This window comes from Massilia sp. METH4, assembly GCF_037094685.1.
In the GTDB taxonomy this organism is placed as follows: Bacteria; Pseudomonadota; Gammaproteobacteria; order Burkholderiales; family Burkholderiaceae_D; genus Rugamonas.
The window spans coordinates 5,956,054-5,974,848 of record NZ_CP146614.1; the positions used below are offsets into that span (position 1 = coordinate 5,956,054).

The 18,795-nt window shown below is 69.2% G+C and carries 15 protein-coding genes; 4 read left to right on the forward strand and 11 right to left on the reverse strand.

Annotation, left to right across the window (positions count from 1 at the left end; translation table 11 throughout):
- The first annotated feature begins 296 nt into the window (after positions 1–296).
- Positions 297–3,440, forward strand: a complete 3,144-nt coding sequence (pulA, locus tag V6Z91_RS26050) for a pullulanase-type alpha-1,6-glucosidase (RefSeq protein WP_338763123.1) — start codon at positions 297–299, stop codon at positions 3,438–3,440.
- Positions 3,441–3,521: 81 nt separating this feature from the next.
- Positions 3,522–4,400 (forward strand): MipA/OmpV family protein, encoded by an 879-nt coding sequence (locus tag V6Z91_RS26055; RefSeq protein ID WP_338763125.1) that lies wholly within the window; start codon positions 3,522–3,524, stop codon positions 4,398–4,400.
- Positions 4,401–4,415: 15 nt separating this feature from the next.
- On the opposite strand, the gene dsbD is transcribed toward V6Z91_RS26055, so the two are convergent.
- Genes dsbD through mrtJ form a run of 7 tightly spaced genes read right to left on the reverse strand, consistent with a single transcriptional unit; the run spans position 4,416 to position 11,602 of the window.
- Positions 4,416–6,260: a protein-disulfide reductase DsbD gene (gene dsbD, locus V6Z91_RS26060; protein WP_338763127.1), complete on the reverse strand. Its 1,845-nt coding sequence runs from the start codon at positions 6,258–6,260 to the stop codon at positions 4,416–4,418.
- Entirely contained in the window at positions 6,257–7,168 is a 912-nt protein-coding gene (locus tag V6Z91_RS26065; protein WP_338763130.1) for an FAD:protein FMN transferase, read from the reverse strand. Before V6Z91_RS26065 ends, dsbD begins: the two co-directional genes overlap by 4 nt.
- Entirely contained in the window at positions 7,162–8,325 is a 1,164-nt protein-coding gene (locus V6Z91_RS26070; protein WP_338763133.1) for a DUF3570 domain-containing protein, read from the reverse strand. Before V6Z91_RS26070 ends, V6Z91_RS26065 begins: the two co-directional genes overlap by 7 nt.
- Before the next feature lie 9 nt (positions 8,326–8,334).
- On the reverse strand, positions 8,335–8,550 hold the full coding sequence (locus V6Z91_RS26075) for a DUF4266 domain-containing protein (protein WP_338763136.1): 216 nt from the start codon (positions 8,548–8,550) through the stop codon (positions 8,335–8,337).
- Positions 8,547–9,050 (reverse strand): TlpA disulfide reductase family protein, encoded by a 504-nt coding sequence (locus V6Z91_RS26080; protein ID WP_338763139.1) that lies wholly within the window; start codon positions 9,048–9,050, stop codon positions 8,547–8,549. The genes V6Z91_RS26075 and V6Z91_RS26080 overlap by 4 nt, the downstream gene beginning before the upstream one ends.
- Positions 9,047–11,215, reverse strand: coding sequence for a choice-of-anchor D domain-containing protein (locus V6Z91_RS26085; RefSeq protein ID WP_338763143.1), 2,169 nt, complete (start codon positions 11,213–11,215; stop codon positions 9,047–9,049). The genes V6Z91_RS26080 and V6Z91_RS26085 overlap by 4 nt, the downstream gene beginning before the upstream one ends.
- A gap of 15 nt (positions 11,216–11,230) precedes the next feature.
- On the reverse strand, positions 11,231–11,602 hold the full coding sequence (gene mrtJ / locus V6Z91_RS26090) for a JDVT-CTERM system glutamic-type intramembrane protease (RefSeq protein WP_338763146.1): 372 nt from the start codon (positions 11,600–11,602) through the stop codon (positions 11,231–11,233).
- 193 nt (positions 11,603–11,795) lie between these two features.
- Between mrtJ and V6Z91_RS26095 the strand changes: the two genes are divergently transcribed.
- Together V6Z91_RS26095 and V6Z91_RS26100 are read left to right on the forward strand one after the other, a co-directional pair.
- Positions 11,796–12,170: a hypothetical protein gene (locus V6Z91_RS26095; protein WP_338763149.1), complete on the forward strand. Its 375-nt coding sequence runs from the start codon at positions 11,796–11,798 to the stop codon at positions 12,168–12,170.
- A gap of 6 nt (positions 12,171–12,176) precedes the next feature.
- Positions 12,177–12,770 carry a cyclase family protein gene (locus V6Z91_RS26100; protein WP_338763151.1) on the forward strand — a complete coding sequence of 198 codons (594 nt, stop codon included), beginning with the start codon at positions 12,177–12,179 and terminating at the stop codon, positions 12,768–12,770.
- 47 nt (positions 12,771–12,817) lie between these two features.
- On the opposite strand, the gene V6Z91_RS26105 is transcribed toward V6Z91_RS26100, so the two are convergent.
- The 4 genes from V6Z91_RS26105 to V6Z91_RS26120 all read right to left on the reverse strand — a co-directional run bounded on the left by V6Z91_RS26105 (position 12,818) and on the right by V6Z91_RS26120 (position 18,702).
- Complete coding sequence (locus V6Z91_RS26105) at positions 12,818–13,258, reverse strand: VOC family protein (protein WP_338763153.1); 441 nt, start codon at positions 13,256–13,258, stop codon at positions 12,818–12,820.
- A gap of 39 nt (positions 13,259–13,297) precedes the next feature.
- Positions 13,298–14,035: a helix-turn-helix transcriptional regulator gene (locus tag V6Z91_RS26110; RefSeq protein ID WP_338763155.1), complete on the reverse strand. Its 738-nt coding sequence runs from the start codon at positions 14,033–14,035 to the stop codon at positions 13,298–13,300.
- A gap of 434 nt (positions 14,036–14,469) precedes the next feature.
- Complete coding sequence (locus V6Z91_RS26115; RefSeq protein ID WP_338763158.1) at positions 14,470–15,654, reverse strand: hypothetical protein; 1,185 nt, start codon at positions 15,652–15,654, stop codon at positions 14,470–14,472.
- An 81-nt stretch (positions 15,655–15,735) separates the two neighbouring features.
- A complete protein-coding gene (locus V6Z91_RS26120; protein ID WP_338763161.1) occupies positions 15,736–18,702 on the reverse strand; it encodes a TonB-dependent receptor in 2,967 nt (988 codons plus the stop codon).
- Positions 18,703–18,795: the final 93 nt, after the last annotated feature.

The following is an 18,795-nucleotide window of genomic DNA, read 5'->3' on the forward strand; positions in this document are numbered from 1 at the left end:
TCCCGGCGCGCCGGCGCTTTTTTTGGCGCGTAACGCGCGGACTATTTTTCCAACCGGAGCGGACCCCGTTCGAGCAATGTTTCTTCAAACCGGGGTCTGACCCCGATTTTGAGAAAGACTTCCTGGGATTGGAGTCCGACCCCGGTTTCAGGAAACGTTTGTAGTGAAAATAAAACAACGCTCATCGGATGTCATACATACAAGCTCGTGCGAGTAGTATTATTACAGCCACGCTCGCGGACCCGCGCACGGTGCGCGATTCACGCGGGAAAGTATAAAAACTACGTGGAGACACCATGAATACAGAAAGTAGTTTGGTTTCACGGCTTGGCGTGGGACTGATCCTGGCCACCACCTTGGCAGCCTGCGGCGGCAGCGGCGAAGGCGAAACGGGCCAGCAGCAGCAGCAGGCCTCCCTCGCACCGGTGCGGCTGTCCGGCGCAATCAAATCCGCGGCTGCGGCCGCCACCCCGGTCGCCCCCGGCAATATCCGCATGCATTTCCGCCGCATCCAGGGCGACGAAACCAATTGGGGCGTGTATTCGTGGGATGGCCCACAACAGCCCAGCCAGGCGTGGATCACGGACCGCTTCATGTTTACGGGGCGCGACGCGTTCGGCGGCTACGTGGACATTCCGCTCGCGGCCGGCAAGAGCGCCATCAGTTTCCTCGTCACCGACGGCAGCGGCACCAAGAATTGCGGCGCCGACCAGCGCGCCGACCTGGCGGCCGACGTGATGGCCAATGGCCAGGAAGTGTGGATGCTGGAAGGCGACTGCACCGTGTACGCCCAGGAACCGGCCCTCACCTTCGGGAACCTGGGCAATGCCAAGGCGCACTGGCTGTCGGCCACCGCGCTGGCCTGGCCCGGCGCGCCGGCCGGCGCCACCTACAAGCTGTACTACGCGAACAATGGCGGGCTGGCGCCGGCGGCCGACGCGGCCACCGGCCTGGCCGGCGCCGACGGCAGCTTCGCACTGCAAGCGGCCGCCCTGCCCGATGCGCTGCGCCAGAAGTTCCCCCACCTCGCCGGCGCCACGGGGCTGCGGCTCTCGGGTGCCGACGCCGCCAGGGCGGCGAGCCTCGCCAGCGCCCAATTCGCCATCGCCCAGTTCAATGCCGACGGCACGCTGGTGCAGGTCACTTCGCTGCAACAGGCCGGCATGCTCGACGACGTCTTCGCCGCCCGCGCCAGCCAGGCGCAACTCGGCGTGACCTTCGACCGCCAGGGCGTACCCACCTTCCGCGTCTGGGCGCCGACGGCGAAGGCCGTGAACCTGGACATCTACCGCGACGCCAACGCGGCCAAGGGCAAGTCCGCGCCGATGGTGCGCGATCCCGCCAGCGGCGTGTGGTCGTACACGGCGCCGAGCGCCGAGTGGACCAATCGTTCCTACTACACCTACACGGTGCAGGTCCTGTCGCGCTGGGCGAACAACAAGGTGGTGACGAACACGGTCACCGACCCGTATTCGCCGAGCGTTTCCGCCAACAGCAAGCGCAGCTTCATCGCCAACCTGGACAGCGCGCAACTGAAGCCGGCCGGCTGGGACGACCAGCGCATTCCACACCTGGCCGCGCCCACCGACATCGCCCTGTACGAACTGCACATCCGCGACTTTTCCGCGTCGGACGACACGGTGCCCGCCGCCCACCGCGGCAAGTACCTGGCCTTCACGCACACCGAGAGCGCGCCGATGCGCCACCTGAAGTCGCTGCAGAAGGCCGGCATGACGCACGTGCACCTGCTGCCCAGCTATGACTTTTCCAGCGTCGACGAATTGGCCTGCGTGACCCCCGCCATTCCGAACGGCGCTGCCGATGGCACCACCCAGCAGGCAGCGGTAGCCGGCACCCGCGACAGCGACTGCTTCAACTGGGGCTACGACCCGGTGCACTACAACACGCCGGAAGGCAGTTACGCCACCGACGCGACGGACGGCGCGGTGCGCGTGCGCGAATTCCGCGCCATGGTGCAGTCGCTGCACGAAGCGGGGCTGCGCGTGACGCTGGACGTGGTGTACAACCACACCAGCCAGTCGCAGCAAGGGCCGCTGTCGGTGCTGGACCGCATCGTGCCCGCGTATTACTACCGCCTGGGCGCCGAAGGCAACATCCTGAACGACAGCTGCTGCGCCGACACGGCCCAGGAAAACGCCATGATGGCCAAGCTGATGATCGATTCCGTGGCGCTGTGGACGGAGCAGTACAAGATAGACAGCTTCCGCTTCGACATCATGGGCTTCACGCCGCTCGACCTGATGAAGCGCGTGCAGGCCGCCGCCAACGCGGCGGCGGGCCGCCACATCTACCTGTACGGCGAGGCATGGAACTTCGGCGCGGTGGGCAATGACGCCCGCTTCGTGCAGGCGCGCCAGGCGAATATGGCCGGCACCGGCATCGGCTCCTTCAACGACCGCATCCGCGACACGGTGCGCGGCGGCGGCTGCTGCGATACCGGCGGCGCGCTGGTGGACCAGCAGGGCTTCGCCAACGGCGTGTGGTTCGATCCGAACGGCAAGTCCAGCCAGACGCGCGACGACGCGCTGCGCCTGGCCGACCTGGTGCGCGTCGCTCTTTCCGGCACGCTGCGCGACTATCGCTTCACCGACCGTTTCGGCAACGTGCGCAGCAACGCCGAGATCGACTACTTCGGCCAGCAGGCGGGCTTCGCCGGCCAGCCGGCGGAGACCATCAACTACATCGAGGCGCACGACAACCAGACGCTGTTCGACGTCAACGCGCTGAAGCTCCCGCAAGGCACCACGCTGGCCGACCGCGTGCGCGCGCAGACGCTGGGCACCGCCATCAACGTGCTGGCGCAAGGCATCCCGTTCTTCCACGCCGGTCAGGAGATCCTGCGTTCGAAGTCGCTGGACCGCGACAGCTACAACGCGGGCGACTGGTTCAACCGGCTCGACTACGGCTACGCGTCGAACAACTTCGGCGTCGGCCTGCCGCTGGCGGAGAAGAACGAGGAAAGCTGGCCCATCATGGCGCCGGTGCTGGCCAACCCGCTGGTCAACCCGGACCGCCGCGCGATCCTGGCGGCGAAGGCCGGCTTCGAGGAACTGCTGGCGATCCGCCAGGACAGCACGCTGTTCCGCCTGCGCACCGCACAGGACGTGATCGACCGCCTGAAGTTCCACAACACGGGACCCGCCCAGGTGCCGGGCGTGGTCGCCATGAGCATTTCGGGAACGGAACCGAGCAAGTACCCCGGCGCGAAGTACAAGGCGGTAATCGCGGTGTTCAACGTGGACAGGAAGGCCAACACCGTCACCATCCCGGAACTGCGCGGCCGCAGGCTGCAACTGCACCCGATCCAGCGCGCGGGCAGCGATCCGGTCGTGAAGTCCTCGGCCTATGACGCAGGCACGGGTGCGTTCACGATCCCCGCGCGCACCACGGCGGTGTTCGTGCAGCACGGGAACGACTGACGTCGAGCAAGCCTTGGGGGATGGGCGAAGGCCGTGGTAAGGTTGCAAGACTTACCATGCCCCGTACCGAAAGAGAGGATCATGCTTCGCCATCCCCTTCCCGCACCCATGAGCGCACTGACGAACCCGCGCAGGTGGACCTGCATCGCCCTGCTGGCCACGACGGTACCGGCTACTGCCCAGCTGAAGGCGCCGGAACCGGCGCCCAACCTGCCGCTGTGGGAACTTGGCCTGTTCGGTGGCGCCGCCACCACCCCCGCCTATCCGGGTTCGGACGACCGTTCCACCCGCGCCCTCGTGCTGCCGATGGTGATCTATCGCGGCAAGATCGTGCGCGCCGACCGCTCCGGCATCGCGGCGCGCCTGATCAACAGCGACCGGGTGGAGCTGGACCTGGGCTTCGCCCTGTCGCTGCCGGCCCGCTCCGACGACGTGGCCGCGCGCGAAGGCATGCCGGACCTGCATTCGCTGCTCGAATTCGGGCCGCGCCTGAAGGTGCTGCTGGCCGAGCCCACCGCCACCAGCCGCGCCAGGCTGGAATTGCCGCTGCGCGTGCCCCTCGAACTGGGCAACGGCTTCGCGCGCCAGGGCCTCGTGTTCGAACCGCGCGTGGTCTACGAGATCGGCGACGGCACGGGCAAGTGGCAGGCCGATGCGAGCGCAGGTGCCGTGTTCGGCAATGCCCGCCTGAACGATTACTTCTACGGCGTGGCGCCGCAATACGCCACCGCCACCCGGCCGGTGTACCAGGCCGATGGCGGCCTGATGATGACGCGCTTCGGCCTGAGCCTGTCGCGGCGCATCAATGCCGACTGGCGCGTCTTCGGATTCACCCGCTATGAGAATCTCAGCCACTCGGCGAACCGCGACAGCCCATTGTTCCGCAAGAACAGCGGGCTGTCGGCCGGAATCGGTTTTACCTGGACCGGCTACCGCTCGGCGGCGCGGGCCTGGGAATAGGCGGCAGGGTCGCCGTTACGAGGCAAAGTGCCGCGCCAGGTGCCGCGCGAACGCCTCCGCCTCCATGAAGCCGATCACGCGCCCCCGCGGCACTTCCTTGCCTTCCCTGAACAGGATGATGCCGGGCGGTCCGAACAGGCCGAAGCGCTTCATCAGGGCGCGGTCCTCCTGGCTGTTGGCCGTCACGTCCACCTGCAGCAGGCGCACCTGCCGCATCCGCGCGGCGACCTGCGGCGCCGAAAAGGTAAAGCGTTCCATCTCCTTGCAGGAGACGCACCAGTCGGCATAGAAGTCCAGCATCACCGGGCCGGGATTCGCCGCCAGCACCTCTTCCAGTTCCGCCACGCTGCGGATGCGCTGGAAGCGCTGGTCCTCGCCCGTCTCGGCCGCCACTGCCGCGACGGGCCCGCCGCGCAGGTGGGCCAGCGGCTGCAGCACGTCCCGTCCCGCGCTGGCGGCGCCCAGCAGCTCGAACAGTCCCAGCGTGAACAGCACCAGCCCCAGCGTGCGGCCCAGGTAGCTGCGCAAGCCGGCGCCCGCGGCTACCGGCTCGAACACGCGCAGGAAAACGGCGCACAGCACGGCGAAGGCGCCCCACAGCGCCATGGCGACCGTGACCGGGAACACCGGCGACACCATCCAGATCGCCACCGCGATCAGCAGCAGCCCGAACACCCGCTTGACGGCGTTCATCCACGGGCCCGCGCGCGGCAGCAGGCTGCCGGCGGAGAGGCCGGTGAGCAGCAGCGGCACGCTCATGCCGGCGGCCATCGAGAACAGCGCCCAGCCGCCTGTCCATACGTCGCGCGTCTGGCTGATGTACAGCAGCGCACCGGCCAGCGGCCCGGCCACGCACGGGCCGACGATGAGGGCCGACACCGCGCCCATGGCGAACACCCCGGCATAGCGCCCGCCCCGGAAGCGGTTGCTGGTCTCGCTGAAGCGGCTCTGCAAGGCCGCTGGCAGCTGCAACTGGTACACGTCGAACATGGATAGCGCCAGCGCCACGAGCAGGCCGCCGAAGAGCAGCAGCACCCAGGGCTTCTGCAAGGCGCCCGCCAGCCCTTCGCCGGCCAGGCCCGCCGCCACGCCGAGCGCCGTGTACACGGCCGCCATGCCCAGGCTGTAGGCCAGCGCCAGGGAAAATCCCCTGCCGCGCGAGATGCGGCCGCCGGCCGCATCGCCGCCGCCGACGATGATCGATGAAAGGATGGGCACCATCGGCAGCACGCAGGGCGTGAACGAGAGCAGCAGGCCGAACGCCAGGAAGGCCAGGCCGATGCGCCACGCGCTGCCGCTTTGCAGCGTGCGCTGGGCGAGCGAACTGTCGTCTTCCGGCGCCGCGGAGGCTTGCACAACGCGGGCTTGGACTGCATCGGCCGGGGTGGCCCCCGCGATGGCGGGGGCCGGGGCAGGGTCCACGGGAGCCAATGCGCCCGGCGCCGCCGGGTCGACGCGGAACGCCGCCTCCGCCGGCTGGTAGCACAGGCCCTTGTCCGCGCAACCCTGGTAGCCGATGCGCAGCGTGAATGGCGCCTGCGCCGCGCGCAAGGGCAGGTCCGCCACCAGGCGGCCGCCGTAGGTTTCCATCACCTTGTTGAAGTTGCTGTCGAACTTGCGCTGCCCGTTCGGGAGGATCGGCTGCCCCGTGTGTTCGCTGTCGAAGACGAGACGGTCGCGGTACAGGTGGTAGCCCGGCGCGATGATCCACGTGAGCCGCACGGTGCGGTCGGCGCGCAGTTCCGCGCCGAGCCGGAATGCCTGCTCCGGCGGCAGGAACGTGTCGGCGCCGGTCGCCGCACGCCAGGCGCCGCACAGCAGCAGGAGCGCCAGCATCAGCCATCGTGACAAGTGCTTCATGCATATTCTCCCGATACCTTGTGGTGATAGGTTGCTCCCGCGCCGTCGATCGCGAACCAGCTCGCGCCGCTGGCGGCCAGGAAGGGCAAGGCGCCCTCCTCCTTCAGCATGGCGATCGTGGACACGCTGCCGGCCAGCACGGCCAGCGGCGCGAGCACGCTGACGGACCGCCAGTGTGACACCGGCATCCCCGTGCGCGGGTTCAGGATGTGGCAATAGCGCCGCCCGCCGACCTCGATGTAGCGCTCGTAGTCGCCACTCGTCGCCAGCGCGCCCTGGCTTACGGCGATGCTGGCGGCGATGCCTTCCGGATCGCGCGGGTCCTGGATGCCGATCTGCCAGGGCTGCCCGTCAGGCTGCGGGCCGAGGAAGCGCATGTCGCCGCCCAGGTTCACATAGCCGTGGCGTATCCCCCTGCGCAGCAGCAGCGCGGCGGCGCGATCGGCCGCATACTCCTTGCCGAAGCCGCCGAAGTCGATTTCCATGCCGGCACGCGGCAGCATCACGTGCCGGCCGACACGGCGCACCGACGGCCAGTCCACCAGCGCGCGCGTGGCCGCCAGCACCGCCGGATCGGGCAGCCGCGGCTGGCGGAAATCCCAGGCGCGCCGCAGCACGCCCGAAGTGATGTCGAACAGCCCATCGCTCGTGCGGTACAGGTGATCCGCATAGGCGAGCAGCTGGCAGGCCACGTCGTCGCACTCGACGAAGTCGCGGCCGGCAGCCGCGTTGATGCGGCTGACGATGCTGTCGGCACGGTAGCGCGAATAGTCCGCCTCGATGCCCTGCACATCGGCGATGGCCTCGCGCGCCACCTGCCCGGCGATATGCGCGTCCGGCGCAGCCAGCCTGATCTCGCAGGGGCTGGCCATGGCGCGGAAGGGAAAGCGATAGACCGGCGCTACCATTGCCGTGTCACTCCAAGCTGGATCGTGCGGGCGCGATATGGCGCCAGGCCCGGGCTGCCGTGGCCGAACACGCGCCAGGCGCCGCGCTGTTCGTAGGCCTCGACCTTCAAGTCGACGGTCCACAGCTTGCCGATCCTGCGCGCCACCTTCAGGCCAACGGTCACGGCGCCAAAGCCGGCCAGGCGCTGGTCGGCCGACGAGAAGCGGCCGGGGTTGGCGGCGAAACCGGGCGGCAGCGGCTCGCCCAGCACGCTGTCGTAGACGGGGTCGTAGTAGAACGACGCCGCCCGCTGCGTGTACAGCCGCAGTTCCGGCACCACCGTCCAGTCGCTGCCGATCGGTTGCACGTACTCGGCGCCCAGCGTGTGCGCGCGGATGTCGAAGGAATCGCTGTAGTACCGGTAGCTCAGGCGGCTGGTGCCGCCGGTGCCGTCCAGGAAGTGGTTCCAGCGCAGCAGCACGGTATTCTGCCGCCGCGAGCGCGGCCGGTTGTCGAACAGTTTATAGGGATCGCTGTAGTAGCCGCTGCCGTTGGTGCGCGTGAGCGTGAGCTGGCCGATGTCGTTCGGCGTCAGCACCCGCGTCACCCCGGCCAGCACGCTGACGGTGCGCTTGCGCTCGCGCTCGACGATGCGGTTGACCGGATCGATGCGGTCGCGGCTGCCCGCCAGGCCGAATGCCCACGTGGTGTTGTTATCCTCGCTGGACACGGTGCCGTTCAGCGACAGCGCGCGCGACACGTAGTCGTGCTCCGTCGAATAGGCGGCGCCGGCCGTCAGCGTGCCGCGCCGGAAGTAACGCGTGACGCTGGCATCGCCCGCCTTGCGGTAGTCGCTCATGCGCGAGGCGCCCGAGACGGCGGTGTGGTAGCGCGGCGTGGCGCCCGAGACGTCGTCCGCCGTCAGCGTGCCTTCAACCGACCAGTCGCCGGCGATCGGTGCCACCACGGCGATCGAGGGCGCGTGCACGCGCACGCGGTCGAAGCCGGGCTGGCGGTCCGCATAGTCGAGATAGCGCAGGCTCACGCTGCCGTGTTCGGGCGGCGTCTGCGCCTGCGCGTGCACGCCGGGCAGCAGCAGCGCGGCGGCGAGCAGCGATGTGGCCAGGGAATCGGCCACGGAATCGGGCTCGCGGGAAGGCTGGAGAGGTGTCGTCATGTCCCCTCCTCAATTGCAGCCGCAGCCGCCACCACCCACGCCGCTGCCGCCGGAAGCGGCTTCGCGGCTGGTATAGATATGCTCGGCGTAGCGGGTCTCGAGCAGGTCGCCGCCGAAGGTCATTTCCGGCCTGGCCAGCTTGCCCTTTTCCCACGGCTGCACGGTGCCGCAGCCGGACAGCGCGGCGAGCCCCGCGCACAACGCGAGCGCGGCCGGCGCTTTCATTTGCCTTCTCCCAGCGCCGCCACGATGCGTTTTTCCAGCTCGGCGCGGTCGGCCGCCTTGAAGCCGGCATGCTCGAACAGCACCTTGCCGTCCGGCCCCACCAGCACGCTGCTGGGCATCCCCTTGATGCCGTAGGCGCGCGGCGTCGCACCGGCCGGGTCGAACGCGATCGGGAATTGCGCCGGGTTTTCGGCCAGGAAGCGCCGGGCGTCGTCCGCCTTCGCGTCGAGGTTCACGCCGACGACCTGCAGGCCGCGCGCGCCGTAGCGCGCCTGCATCTCGTTCATCCAGGGGAAGGACTGGCGGCACGGACCGCACCAGGATGCCCAGAAATCCACGTACACCACCTTGCCCCGGTACCTGCCCAGCTGCACCGGGCCATCCTTGCCCGCCAGCTCGAATTGCGGCGCCGGGGCACCCGGCTCCAGCGCCCAGGCGCCGCTGCTCGCCAGCCCCAGCGCCAACGCGGCGCTCAGCTTCCACTTCACGATCCATCTCATGACTGCACCTCCTGTTTGCGGGAAAACCTGCGCCATGCGAGCACGGCGATCGACAGGGCGACGAGCAGGGCCAGCACCGGGTCGTTGCCGCTGCTGGCCGCGGAGCACCCGCTGCCGCCGTTGTTCTGCGGCGTTGCCGGCACCGGCACCGCGGGCACGTTGCCCCTGCCGCTGAGCGCCACGGTCAATGGTGTGCCGCCCTCCGCGGCCAGCTCCATGGCGCCGCCGGCGTCGCCAGCGGTGGCGGGCGCGAAGCGCACCACCAGTTCGCAGGCCGCGCCGGGTTGCAAGGTGAACGGGAATGCCGCGCACGCGCCGCTGTCGGGCTGCAGCGAGAACGGGCCAGTGAAGGCCGCTGCCGTCAGCACGGCGGGATTGCCGCCGCCGTTCGTGACGGTGATGCGGCGCGTCGGGGCCGTGCCGTTGACGTCGGCGCCGCCGAACTCGAGGCTTTGCGGATTCACCGTCAGCATCGGCACCGGCACGGCCACCCCGGTACCCGCCAACGCCACGGTGAACTGCTTGCCGCCATCGGTGACGAGCATCAGGGTCGCGGCGCGCTGGCCGGCCGCGGCCGGGCGGAAGGCGATCTCGATGGTGCATCCGGCACCCGGACTGACCGTCACGTTGGCTCCGCAGTTGCCGGCCAGCGCGAAGTCGGCGGCGGCGCCATCGAGCACCAGCGAGGCGACCTTCAATGCGGCCGTGCCGTTGTTGGCCAATGTGAGGGTATGGATGGCGGAAGCTTGCCCGACCCGCGTATCGGCGAAAGCGATCGGTCCCGCTTCGGAGAGCGCCGGTTGCGCCATCGGCGCGGTCGTGCCGCTGCCGCTGACGGCCACCTGCATCGCGGCCGCGTTCGACGCCACGGCCAGTGTCGCCGCCACCGCGCCTTCCGTGGCCGGCGCGAAGGCCAGGGTGACGGTGCAACTGGCGGCCACGGCCAGCGTGGCGCCGCAGGTCTGATCCGCGATGGTCACGGATGGCGCACCGGTGACGCCGATGCTGTTCAGGGTGAGCGTCACATTGCCCGTGTTGGCCAGCGTGACGGCCTGGCGCGCGGCCGGGCCCCCGATGGTTTGCGCACCGAACGCCACCGCGGAAGGATTGGCGGCGATCGCCGGCGCCGGTGCCGCGACGGTGCCGCCGAGGGCAACCGACACGGTGCCGTTCGATGCGTTCGAGGCAAGCGAAAGCGTGCCGCTGAAGGGACCGGCCGCCGTGGCGGTCGCGGTGACGGTTACCGTGCAGCTGCCGCCGGCCGGCACGGGCGACGCCGCGCCGCAGGTGCCGCCCAGGGTGAACACGCCCGGGTTGGCACCGCCGACCGCAATCGCGGTGAAAGCCACGGCGGCCGCGCCGGTGTTGGTGACGGTGATCGTGCGCGCGGGCGACGCGACACCGGAGACGAGCGCCCCGAAGTCGACGGCATTGGCCGACAGCGCGATGGAACCCTGTGCCACCGCGTTGCCGGTGCCGGTGAGTGCGACGGAACTGGAGCCCCCGGTGGCGTTGTGCGTGATGACGAGCGAGGCATTGCGCGCACCCGTCGCGGAGGGCTGGAACCCGACCTGGATCGTGCAGCTGGCCCCCGCGGCGACCGCGGCGCCATTGGCGCACGTGCCACCGCTGATCGCATAGTCGCCCGCCGCAGTGCCGGAGAGCGACAGCGTGCCGATGTTCAAGGCCGCGGTGCCGGTATTGGACAGCGTGGCCGCAAGCGGACTGGCGGCCTGGCCCACCGCGGTGGCCGCGAAGCTCAGCGCGGCCGGATTCACCGAGGCCACCGGGCTTGCCGTCACGTTCGGGTTGCCGATGAACGCCGCCAGGTCCTCGATCTGGGCGGCCGTGAAGCGCCCGTTGTACAGCGTGCCCATGCCGCCCCGGTTGGCGGCGATGGCCGCGCTGATCACGCCGGGATTGTTCGCCGCCGCCAGGATGCCGCTCACATTGTTCGCCGGCGAGGGACCGTGGCAGGTCGTGCAGGAAGTGCCGCCGCCGGTCGGCCCGTTCAGGTACAGGTTCTTGCCGTTCAGCGCATCGGCCGCGTGCGCGGGCACGACGGCGGCCAGCCATGCCGGCAATGCGAGCAATGCCAGCAGCGGGATGGGATGGATGCGCAGCCAGCCGGGCCAGGATGTGAGACTGCGATGCAAGCCGTTCATATGCCTCCTCGATGTCTAGGGCGCACAGCCACCAATGGCCAGTGCGTTGAAACCGCAGTGCAGCAGCGCGCACGCCCGCCAGTCGCGCGTACGCTGGTAGAGCAAGGCCAGCACCAGCCCGGGTGGCAGCACCAGCAGTGCCGCGAGCCATCCCGAGCCGAGATGCAGCAGGCCGAAGGCGGCGGCCGACCACACGGGCGGGGCCAGGCTACCCGGCCCAGCCGGGCAAGGCCGGCGCCGGATCAGCCATTCCTGCAAGCCGGCGCGCATCACCCACTCCTCCAGCAACGGCGCCACCAGCAGCAGGCGGGCAAGGGTGGCCGTGTCGGGCGCGGCCAGCTGCGTGCCACAGATGAGCGATCCGGCATGGAGGGCGAGCAGGGGCATGGCAGCGACCTTGGCGGGCCGGGTGGTGGACGACGCCCGTTAATCCCGGCCTGCGGCGTGGCGGTTCAATCACGGTGCGAATTCATGGGTAGGCAACGGCGTGCCCATGTTCTATATTGGGAATTCCCCCACCGGGGAGTACTGCCATGAGCGCCGAAGCCGCGTGCCTGTTCGCCAACGTCAGGAGGAAGCCATGCCTACCAAAATCGTCGATCTGTCCGCCCGCTCGGAGATCATCCGGGACGAACCGTTCCACGTGCACTTCTGGGAATGCACGCCGGACGAATACCTGAAATTCCTGGGCGACTCGCGCGGCTTCCTGAAGAGGTTGGGTATCGACATCCCGCGCAACTGCAGGATCGAGACCACGATCGAGAACCACGACTGGCTCAGTGAACACGCGCCGGACTTCCGGTCGTCCAATGGCACCATCATCTGCAACGTCGGCGGCGGCAATGTCGCCCGCGAGGTGTACCGTATCGTCAGCTATGCCCACGACGAGTCCACGGTCGGGCAATTCAAGAAAAAGCTCCTGCATGATCCCGATGAGCAGCACGTCCGGGATTGAGGCGGGATGGGCTGCTGGATCGACCTGACCCGCCCGCTGGACGAGCACCTGTGGATCTACCAGGACGGCGACTACGCCGATCCGCCGCTGCTGGTCGAGCGCTGGGCAGAACGGGACACTGCGGGCTTCGAGGTGTGGCGCCTGGCCATGGGCACGCAGACGGGCACCCATATCGACGCGCCCTGCCACTTCGCCGACGGCGGCGCCACGCTGGAAGCGCTGGCTCCCGAGGACTGCCTGGGGACGTATCGCCTGGTCACGGCGGAAAATCTGGCCGCTCCGTGCTTTCGCGTCGCCTGGGCCGGCGAATCGCACCTGCTGCTCGATGCGCGCGCACCGATCCCCGCCGCCACCGCGGCCGTCGATGCGCTGCTGGCCCTGCCGCCGCCCATGATCGTCATGGTCGGCAACCTGAAGGTCGCGCACGGCGATCCGCTGTGGTTCCACCGGCGCGTGGCGCAGGCCGGCAAATTCCTTGCCGAAGATACGCTGGAGGATGTGGGCGCCCTGCCCGCGGCCGGCGACATCGTCGCCATGCCCTTGCGCCTCGTGGGGGTCAGCGGCTCGCCGGCGCGGGTGATGGTGCGGGCGAAGGTGTGAACGCCGGCCCGCCCGCCGGCCCTGTTACCCCTGCTTATTGCCCCTGCTTATTGCCCCTCCATGAGCGCCGTGTAGCGGCGCTGCATCTCCTCGGCCGTGAGCTCCTCGATGCTGTGGCCGATGTTCCAGCGGTGCCCGAACGGGTCGCGCACCACGCCGCCGCGTTCGCCGTAGAACTCGTCCTGCACCGGCCGCTCGATGCGGGCACCGGCGTCCACGGCGCGCGCCACCACCTCGTCCGCATCATCCACGTGCAGGTGGATCGTCACGGGCGTGGACGCGGCCGGGTCCGGGCCGAGGATGCCGTATTCGGGATACTCGTCCGCGAGCATCAGCGTGACGCCGTTGAAATCGAGCTCGGCATGGCCGATCCGGCCGCCCGGCTCGCTCAGCCGGAATTTTTCGACGGCGCCGAATGCCTTGCCGTAGAAATCGATCGCCGCCGCGGCATCGTTTACACACAGGTAAGCAAACAGTTCATGGATCATGACTTCCTCCCGGTCGTTGAAAGGGATACCTTGCGGGTACTATGCCTGCGCCCCGCCCGCCTGTCTTGAACGAATTTGACCTGCCGCCGGCCCGGCCAGCACCACGTGGTGGGCCGCGGCGGGCGCCAGCAGGCGATAGTGCGAAGGGGTGATGCCCGTGCATTCGCGGAACTCGCGCGTCATGTGGGCCTGGTCGGCGTACCCGGCGCCGTAGGCCAGTTCGCCCAGCGACAGCGCCGGATCGGCGCGCATGGCTGCGAGCACGGCCTGGAAGCGTAGCAGCCGCGCATAGCGCTTCGGGCTCATGCCGGTGGCTTGCCTGAACAGGGCGATGAAGGCGCGGTGGCTGTAGCGGCTTTCCCGCACCAGCGCGTCGATGCGGCCTGCTTGCGCACAGCCGGCAAGGGCCTGCGCCACCGCGGGATGCAGCAGGGGCCTTTCCGGCAGCCGTGCGACCAGCAGCGCCTCCAGCCGCAGCAGGCGGCGGCGCGCATCGGTTTCTTCAGCCAGCTGTTGCAACACGCTGTCGGCCGCCTGTCCCCACAGCTCGGCGAGCGGCGTGTGCCGCCCGGCCAGCTCGGCCGCGCTTACCCCGAACAGCGCCAGCGCGGCGCCGGGCAGCAGCTGCACGCCCACCGACTCGACGGGACCGGCCGCTTCCTTCGCGTAGAAGGCGGACCGGGCGCCGCCCAGCACGGGCCCGGCGATACGGCTCCGGGCCGTGCCGCCGGCACCGTCGTACACCCGCAACGGCTCTCCCGCGAGGCGAAACACCATGTGCATCTGGCCGGTGGCAGCACGTGCTCGCGCGTGCCCGGCTGCTGGCCCATGGCGGTCGATGCCCATAGCTGGCCGATGAACGGCCGCAGGGCGGGGCGCGGGAGGATCACATGCATCGCGGCGCGGCTGACAGGGGTGGGGAGCCCACTTTACCACGCCGCCAGGACCATGCCGCGACGGCGTCAGTGCAACGCCGCCCGCAGCGCCGCGGCTTCGAACGTAGATGACTTTTTGCGACGCCTTGCGCGCCGCCCCATCCGGCGGCGGCGCTCGATCGTGGGCGGCGGCGCCGGCTGCGCCGTCGGGGCTGGTGTCGTTCATGCGGGCCTTCCGGACCGGAGACCCGGCAGGGTGCGCGTAGGGTGCACGTAGCGGGCAGCCGCGTCTGTGCGTCCACGCATTGCCATGGCCCGCGGGGCCTCCGGCACGGGTCAGGGGGCGCGCGGCGGCGGCGCCCCCTTCCGGTCCTCGCTGCCCTCCTCCGGCGATTTCTCATGCGGCTTGACGGTGGCGCGGATCACCATGAACTTGTTCAGGATATCGAACCAAAACGGCGCGCCCAGCATGACGCCGATCGCCGTGATCAGCCAGCCCACCACCATCAGGAAACCCTGGTAAGGGCTCAGGGCCCCGTCGCACGCCGCGAAGTTGCGGGCCTGGCAGGCCTGGATCGGACGGATCATCGTGCGGTCGCCGCCGCCGATATCGCTCCAGCCCATGGGCATGCCGATCGCATTGAGCTCGTCGCGCGCTTTCCGGGCGGCCACGAGGCCGCTGGTATCGAGGCCGCCCGCCGCGCGCGCTCCGCCGTCGCTGGCGCCGGCTGGCAAGGGTTCGCGCATGTGCCCGGCCGCGGCCACCACGGTGTCGCGCAGGAGCTTGTCGGTCGTCAGCCGGCCCAGGACGTACAGCGCATCGACGTTGAGCACGATCGCGGTTGCCAGGCCGAGCACGAAGAGCACGACCTGGGTGCGGCGCTTGTACCAGCCTGCGGCGCGGTCCATCGCCCCGTCGAACCATTGCTGGAGATTGAGCTTCATCCGCTCCAGGCTGCCGCCGGAATGATCGATCGCGCTCTGCACGGCGCGCCGCAGGAACGGCGAGGCAAGCGAAGCGGCGCGTTCCTGCAGCAGGGCCATCGTCAGCGGTTGCGCCGCGCCGCTACTGCCGGTATCGACAGGGCCGCGGGCCACGAGGTCGATGACGGCCTTGGCGAACAGTTCCGACGGAATATACGAAGGCAGGTTGCGCCGCGCCGACCACGGCATGTTCCGGGCGTCGCTTCCCGGGCTGGGCGGATTGCTCGCGGCAGGCAGCGCCGGAGCCGGGGCGGCCGCGTCGCGGAATAACCTGCCGCCCTCCCCGCTGCTGCCACCGAGCCTGGACGGATCGTAGCCGCCCTGGTACAGGGACGAGATGAGCGGGTGCGCGAAGAAGAAGGCAGCCAGGCTGCCATCCCTGTCGTCCAGCAGGGTTCGCACGGCACGCTCCAGGTTCATCGCGCGCCATTTCAGGATGCCCTCGATGAATTCCCTGATCCCGGTGCAGATCAAGGACATCATCAGGAACAGGAACACCATCCCGATGCCGACTTCCAGCGTTTCCGAATCGAACATGCTCGCATTCCTTGATGTCAATACGGCAACTCTAGCACGCCGACGGGGCGGGACTCAACGTCCCGCCTGCCTTGCCACCAGTCAGAACGTCGCGCGCACCCCGACCCGCCAGGTACGCCCGACCGCGTCGTAGATCGCCGGATTCAGCGCCAGGCTGAGATTCGTCTGCGGCACCAGCACGGGATCGCGGTCGGCCAGGTTGTCGATCTTGAAGTACGCGGTTACCTGCCGGTTGATGTTCCACGTGCCGCCCAGGTCGAGGTAAACGGCACCCGGCAGGTGGTTGTCGTAGATCGTCGGGTGGGCCGCCGTCGGCAGCGGGCAGTTCGCGCGGCACTCGATGTACTCGTTGTTGAGCACACCCGCGCTGACCCAGCGCTCGGTCAGCGTCAGGCCGAAGCGGGCACCTTCCCACGACTGCGACAGCAGCGCCTTCCACTTCGGCGTGGCCCCGGTCATATTGCCCGCGCCCTCGCTGGGCGTCGTGCCCGGCACGCCGGGGTCGGAGATCGAATGGATCGTGCGCGTGGCCAGGCCGCGCAGCGTGAGCGCGCCGGGCAGGCCCCAGTCGGCCAGGTTCTTGCGCCAGGCCCCTTCGAAGTCGACGCCGCGCGTGTGCAGCGAGGCAAAATTGAAGCTCTGCGCCAGCACGTAGTTCGTGCCCGCCGGGCCGTCGATGGACACGGCGGCGCACACTTCCTGGTACCCCGCGTAGCACAGGTCGACCTCCTGCTGCGGGTTCAGGGAACTGATCACATTGCGCACCTTGATGTCGTAGTAGTCGATCGAGAAGTTGAAGTTGCGCGCCCAGCCCGGCTGGCTCAGCACCACGCCGAACGAGTTGTTGCGGGCGATTTCCGGCTTCAGGTTCGGATTGCCCACGTTGCGCTGCTGGATCTGCACGGACGATCCCTGCGCATTGTTGACTGCCTGGTTCGTCACCGTCATGGCCGCGAACAGCTCGGAAAGGTTCGGCGCCCGCACATCCTTCGAACTGACGGCGCGCAGCCGCAGGCCGTCGACCGGCGTCTTCCACGTGGCGCCGATCTTCCACGCGCTGGCGTGGCCGGCGGTGCTGTATTTTTCCTCGCGGTCGGCGATGTTCAGGTTCGCTTCGCCGAACGTGGCGGACTTCAGGAACGGAATGTTCAGTTCCACGTAGGCTTCCTTCACGTTGAAGCTGCCCTGGCCGTTGTGGTAGTTCCCGGCGAACCAGTTGTCGCCCGTTGCCGACAGCGTGGGGTCCAGCGGCCAGGCGTCGTTGTAGGGAGACTGGTCGCTCACCCCGGCGCCATAGGGGTCGCCGACGACGGCGTATTTCTCGCGCCGGTACTCCGCGCCGAAGGCCATCGACACGGGACCGGCCCAGCCTTCCCATACCTCGCCGTTGACGTTGACGCTGGCCACGTTCTGGCTCGAATCGGTGTGCTGCCGCGGCCCCCTGCGCGGTGCGATATAGTCCCAGCCCGCCGGATTGATCGGCACGTCGCCGAAGATGTTGATGGGCTGGCAGCCGGCGGCGCGCGCCTCGGGACTGCGGCACACCACCTGGCCCGTGGCCGGGTCCCGCACCGCGTCGATGGCGAAGTTGTAGCGCCGGTTCAGCGTGATGTCGCGCACGTCGATCACCGTGGTGTTCTCGCCATGCTCGGCATAGGCGTCGTACGACCAGTCCTTGCCGAACAGGGCGAACTTGCCGTTCGCGCCCAGCACGAAGCGGCGCTGGGTGCGGGTCGGATGCACGTTGATGTTGGCCGGGAACTGCGCATTGGCGGTCCCGACCGACATCACGCCCGTCGGATAGCCCGCCGCGCAGCCGGCGGCCACCGACGCGGGCAGGTAGGCGTTGTCGCAGCGGATCGACAGGTTGCCCTGCTTGGCCGCGCCGGGGTTGGGCGAGAACTGCGACCTGACCTGCGCCCAGTTCGCGGTCATGTAGATTTCATTGTCCGGATCGAGGTTCCACGACACGCGGCCGTAGGCGACCTGCCGCTTGAAGTTCATGGCCAGGTTGGTGCCGGCGCCCACGCTGCCGGAGCGGTCGCCGCCGATGCAGAAATTGCCCACGCAATCGGTGCCGTACTCGAACGGGTATGGCGTGCCGCCGGGGCCGAACGCGGTGCCGCGCAACGGCCCATTCGTGATCAGGCCGTACTTCGCGTACTGGATATGCTGGGCATGCACGATGCTGCGGTAGCGCGGATAGCCGGCCGCCTGCATCTCCCGCGTCGATTCCTGCAGCGCGGGATTGTTGTACCAGGTGCGCCCGTTCGCGCCCACCTCGCCGAAGCCCGGCGAATCGATGCCGTTCTGCTTCGTGAACTCGCCGCTCAGCGTCACGTGCAGCCGGCCATCGAGGAAGCCCCTGCCCCATGCCGCCTGCGCGGTGGCGCCCTTGTCGTCGTCGTACTTCGTCATGCCGCCGGAAAGATTGGTCTTGAAGCCGGTGAATTTCTTGTCGGTGATGAAGTTGACCACGCCGCCGATCGCGTCCGACCCGTACGACGCCGAGGCGCCGCCGGTCACCACGTCGACGCGCTTGACCAGCAGTTGCGGAAACTGGCTCACATCGGTGATGCCGGTGACATTGGCGCCCACCACGCGCTGGCCGTCCAGCAAGGTCAGCGTGCGGATCGTGCCCAGGCCGCGCAGCGACAGCGAGGACAGGCCCTGGATGCCGCTCGACGTGCTGTAGGTGTTCGTGGTGCGGCCCGTGCTGCCCTGCAGCGCGGGGAGCTCGACCAGCGTGTCGAACAGGTTGGGCTTGGCGGCCTTGTCGAGGTCGGCCGCCGTCAGCGTCGTCGTGGGAATCGGCTGCGAGAAACCGCGCGCCGCGATGCGCGAGCCGGAGACGACCACGGTCGCCGACGGACCCGCCGGTTCGGCCTGGACCGGTGCGGCGGCCGGGCCGACCGCCTGCGCGTCGTCGCGGGCGGGGGCGGCCGCCGTTTCGGGCCGGGCCTGTTGCGCATGGGCGGCAAGGGCCTGCATGCCGCAGGCGCCGGCCACGGCGAGGTTGATCAAGGTGCGCTGGAATGGTGAATGCATGTTGTCTCCGTTTTTGTCGTGAATGGCGCCGTCTGTGCGGTTGGCCGGATGCCGGGGCTCGCCGGCCGCGCCTGCGCTGTGCGGACACGACGT

Bases quoted from the DNA above. Each gene is read 5' to 3' on its own strand.
- pulA (WP_338763123.1), top strand. From the start codon at position 297: ATGAATACAGAAAGTAGTTTGGTTTCACGGCTTGGCGTGGGACTGATC.
- V6Z91_RS26055 (WP_338763125.1), top strand. From the start codon at position 3,522: ATGCTTCGCCATCCCCTTCCCGCACCCATGAGCGCACTGACGAACCCG.
- dsbD (WP_338763127.1), bottom strand. From the start codon at position 6,260: ATGAAGCACTTGTCACGATGGCTGATGCTGGCGCTCCTGCTGCTGTGC.
- V6Z91_RS26065 (WP_338763130.1), bottom strand. From the start codon at position 7,168: ATGGTAGCGCCGGTCTATCGCTTTCCCTTCCGCGCCATGGCCAGCCCC.
- V6Z91_RS26070 (WP_338763133.1), bottom strand. From the start codon at position 8,325: ATGACGACACCTCTCCAGCCTTCCCGCGAGCCCGATTCCGTGGCCGAT.
- V6Z91_RS26075 (WP_338763136.1), bottom strand. From the start codon at position 8,550: ATGAAAGCGCCGGCCGCGCTCGCGTTGTGCGCGGGGCTCGCCGCGCTG.
- V6Z91_RS26080 (WP_338763139.1), bottom strand. From the start codon at position 9,050: ATGAGATGGATCGTGAAGTGGAAGCTGAGCGCCGCGTTGGCGCTGGGG.
- V6Z91_RS26085 (WP_338763143.1), bottom strand. From the start codon at position 11,215: ATGAACGGCTTGCATCGCAGTCTCACATCCTGGCCCGGCTGGCTGCGC.
- mrtJ (WP_338763146.1), bottom strand. From the start codon at position 11,602: ATGCCCCTGCTCGCCCTCCATGCCGGATCGCTCATCTGTGGCACGCAG.
- V6Z91_RS26095 (WP_338763149.1), top strand. From the start codon at position 11,796: ATGCCTACCAAAATCGTCGATCTGTCCGCCCGCTCGGAGATCATCCGG.
- V6Z91_RS26100 (WP_338763151.1), top strand. From the start codon at position 12,177: ATGGGCTGCTGGATCGACCTGACCCGCCCGCTGGACGAGCACCTGTGG.
- V6Z91_RS26105 (WP_338763153.1), bottom strand. From the start codon at position 13,258: ATGATCCATGAACTGTTTGCTTACCTGTGTGTAAACGATGCCGCGGCG.
- V6Z91_RS26110 (WP_338763155.1), bottom strand. From the start codon at position 14,035: ATGGTGTTTCGCCTCGCGGGAGAGCCGTTGCGGGTGTACGACGGTGCC.
- V6Z91_RS26115 (WP_338763158.1), bottom strand. From the start codon at position 15,654: ATGTTCGATTCGGAAACGCTGGAAGTCGGCATCGGGATGGTGTTCCTG.
- V6Z91_RS26120 (WP_338763161.1), bottom strand. From the start codon at position 18,702: ATGCATTCACCATTCCAGCGCACCTTGATCAACCTCGCCGTGGCCGGC.